General features: G+C 68.0%; 2 protein-coding genes and 1 rRNA gene. 2 read left to right on the top strand and 1 reads right to left on the bottom strand.

Features of this window, described 5'->3' with window-relative positions; all coding sequences use genetic code 11:
- The first annotated feature begins 52 nt into the window (after positions 1–52).
- Positions 53–169, top strand: a 5S ribosomal RNA gene (gene rrf, locus NI2_RS22735).
- 34 nt (positions 170–203) lie between these two features.
- Here the strand turns inward: rrf and NI2_RS22740 are convergent.
- Complete coding sequence (locus NI2_RS22740; protein WP_133734226.1) at positions 204–2,009, bottom strand: hypothetical protein; 1,806 nt, start codon at positions 2,007–2,009, stop codon at positions 204–206.
- 360 nt (positions 2,010–2,369) lie between these two features.
- Here NI2_RS22740 and NI2_RS22745 point away from each other — a divergent pair, with 360 nt between their 5' ends.
- Positions 2,370–3,287, top strand: a complete 918-nt coding sequence (locus NI2_RS22745; RefSeq protein ID WP_084476639.1) for a hypothetical protein — start codon at positions 2,370–2,372, stop codon at positions 3,285–3,287.
- Positions 3,288–3,469 lie beyond the last annotated feature (182 nt).

A 3,469-nucleotide genomic window follows, 5' to 3' on the forward strand; every position in this document is an offset into this window, starting at 1 on the left:
CCGTGAGGATTGTTTGGTGTGGGAGCGCTGTTTGTGGATAGTTTCATAGTGTTACGGCGGTTATAGCGGTGGGGAAACGCCCGGTCCCATTCCGAACCCGGAAGCTAAGGCCACCTGCGCCGATGGTACTGCACTCGACAGGGTGTGGGAGAGTAGGACACCGCCGGACAATCATTGCGATAGGGGACCCTTATTTGGGTCCCCTATCGGCGTTTGTGGGGCAGAAATGTCCCCGGTACGCCAGGCGGACGATGCCCCGTTGTCCGCCCGTGGTTGAATTCTTTGCAGGCGGGGCCATGACAACTCTCCCCGGAGGCCGGGGAACCTAGAAAGGGATCGCCGTGTCGGAACACAACGACGGACGGAAGTCTTTCCGCCGGGACGGAGACGCCCGCGGTTTCGGCCGGCGCGGCGAACCGACCGACCGCCCCCGTGGCGGTCAGGGCGACAATCGTGGCTCGGCCGGCGGCTCCGGTCGCGGCGGCTACAACCGTGACGATCGCGGCGCTTCCGGCGACCGAGGCGGTTTCCGCCGCGACGACAGCGGCGATCGTGGGGGTTCGGACCGCGGTGGCTACCAGCGCCGCGACGACAGCGGCAAGGGCGGCTACCCCCGGCGCGACGACGCCGCACGCGGTGGTTCCGGTGATCGTGGTGGCTTCCGCCGTCGCGACGAATCCGACCGTCCCGCAGGCGGTTTCGACCGCAGTGGTGACCGCGGCGGCTCCCGTCGCAACGATGACGACCGCCCCCGTGGCGGTGGTGGATTCCGTCGCAACGAGGGCGATGACCGTTCGCGCGGCAGCTCGGATCGCGGTGGGGATCGCGGTGGATTCCGCCGTAACGAAGGCGACGATCGGTCGCGCGGCGGGTTCGATCGCGGCGGAGACCGTGGTGGTTTCCGTGGCAGCGACGACCGCCGAAGCGGTGGTTCGGACCGCGGTGGATTCCGTCGTAACGAGGGCGATGACCGTTCGCGCGGCAGCTCGGATCGTGGTGGCGACCGTGGCGGATTCCGGCGCAACGAAGGCGACGATCGGTCGCGCGGTAGTTCGGATCGCGGTGGTTTCCGCGGCAATGACGACCGTCGTGGTGGTTCCGATCGTGGCGGTTTCCGTCGCAGCGAGGGCGATGATCGTTCGCGCGGCAGCTCGGATCGCGGTGGCGATCGCGGTGGATTCCGCCGTAACGAAGGCGATGATCGGTCGCGCGGCGGGTTCGATCGCGGCGGAGACCGCGGTGGTTTCCGTGGCAGCGACGACCGCCGAAGCGGTAGTTCGGACCGCGGTGGATTCCGCCGCGAAGGTGATGACCGTTCGCGCGGTAGTTCGGATCGCGGCGGCTTCCGACGCAACGAAGGCGACGATCGTTCGCGTGGCTCGTCGGATCGTGGCGGCGATCGCGGCGGCTTCCGCCGTAACGAGGGCGATGACCGTTCGCGCGGCAGCTCGGATCGCGGTGGGGATCGCGGCGGCTTCCGCCGTAACGAAGGTGATGACCGTTCGCGTGATTCCTCGGATCGTGGTGGCGATCGCGGTGGTTTCCGTCGCAGTGAGGGCGGCGACCGATCGCGCGGTGGGTTCGATCGCGGTGGGGACCAGGGTGGGTTCCGACGTGGTGAGAGCGATGACCGTTCGCGGGGTGGCAGCTCCGATCGGGGTGGGTATCAGCGACGCGATGACGATCGTGGTGCCCGTCGCGACGACGACCGTGGACGCGGTGGGTTCAAGCGCAATACCGGGGCCGGCGGTCGCGGCAAGTACGTCGGCGAGGACGGCGCGCCCCTGGACGGCACTTACCGTGAGAAGCGGAAGGAACGCGAAGGTGATGTGCTCGGTGTGATCTCGGCGGGTGGCGCCGAGGGTGCTCCGGCAGACCGCGTTGCCGAGGACGCGTCCACTGAGCAGGGCAAGTCGTCGACCGAACCCGTGGATTCCGGCGCCGCCGATTCCGGGCGTGAAGGGGCAGGCGGCCCGAGCGAGTCCGAGCACCGGAAGAGCTCGGACCACGACGACCAGCCTGGTGACTCCGGTGGCACTCGCTCCGAGCTCTCGGGCAACGACGACCAGGCAACTGGCTCGGGCGCCGACGATCGCCGTGCGAGCAACAGGCCGATCTGCGACATCGATGGCAACACGAAGTCGCGCGGCTCGGACAACGCCGCGGAACCAGCGGTCGCCGATGTCGACAGCTCGAACGCCGGCGAGAACGAGTCGGATCGCGCGAGCTCCGGACCTGACCGCGGCAACGACGATTCGGATCGTGACTCCGCTCGTGCATCGCGTGAGAGCGAGGATTCGGTCCGTTCCGACGATCGTTCGGACCGCGAAGACGTCGGCTCGGATCGTGGTGCAGACGACTCGAGCCGTGTGGATGACCGGGCACGCGGCGGCGACCGCGACGATGATCGCTCCAGTCGTGGAGGCTTCCGCCCGGATCGTGGTAGTGACCGTGCACCGCGTGGTGACGACCGTTCGGGCCGTGGTGGCGACCGCGGCGGGAGCGGTTACCGCGACTCCGGCGACAGCCGGTTCGACAACGATGATCGCCGTCGTGGCGGCGAGGGTGCTCGTGCCGCGGGCGGCAGGCCGACCGATCGTCGGGCGGCACGTCCGGAAGAGCCCGATATCCCCGAAGACGTGCAGGCCTCCGATCTCGATCCGGCTGTGCGCCGCGATCTGCTGAGCCTGGACAAGAGCAATGCCGAGACCGTCGCTCGGCACATGGTCATGGCCGTCGAGCTGCTCGAAGACGATCCGCGCCTGGCGCTGGCCCATGCCAGGGCCGCCAGGCAGCGGGCGGGGCGCATCGCTGTCGTGCGTGAGACCGCCGGTGTGGTGGCCTACCACGCCGAGGAATGGGCCGAGGCGCTGTCGGAGCTGCGGACCGCGCGGCGCATGTCGGGTGGGTCCGGGCTGCTCGCTGTGATGGCCGACTGTGAGCGTGGGCTCGGGCGGCCGGAGCGGGCCATCGAGTTGGGGCGTAGTGAGGAAGCGCAGGCGCTCACCGGTGACGAGGCGACCGAGTTGCGGATCGTTGTCGCCGGTGCCCGGATGGATTTGGGGCAATTCGATCAGGCTGTGGTGACGCTGCAGTCGTCGGATCTGAATCCCGCTCGTACGGGGTCGGCTGCTGCGCGGTTGTTCTATGCGTATGCCGATGCTCTTGTGGCTGCTGGGCGTACTGATGAGGGGTTGCAGTGGTTCCTCAATGCTGCGGCTGCTGATGAAGATGGTGAGACCGATGCGGAAGAGCGTGCTACCGAATTGACTGGTGGGGACGCTTAGTAGTTCGTTGAATGCGCAGCCGTCGGCTGGAGTCTGTTACGGGCTTCCGGTCGGCGGCTGTTGCTGTGTGGGGTGTCGTCAGGCGCTTGGGGTAGTCGCGATGGTGTGGTCGAGTGCGGGGTACCGGACTGGTTCCGCTCGAGTAGTTCACCTACCGCGTTGCCAGCCGTGTGGAACCACTG

This window comes from Nocardia ignorata NBRC 108230 (assembly GCF_001612905.1).
GTDB classification, from domain to species: Bacteria; Actinomycetota; Actinomycetes; order Mycobacteriales; family Mycobacteriaceae; genus Nocardia; species Nocardia ignorata.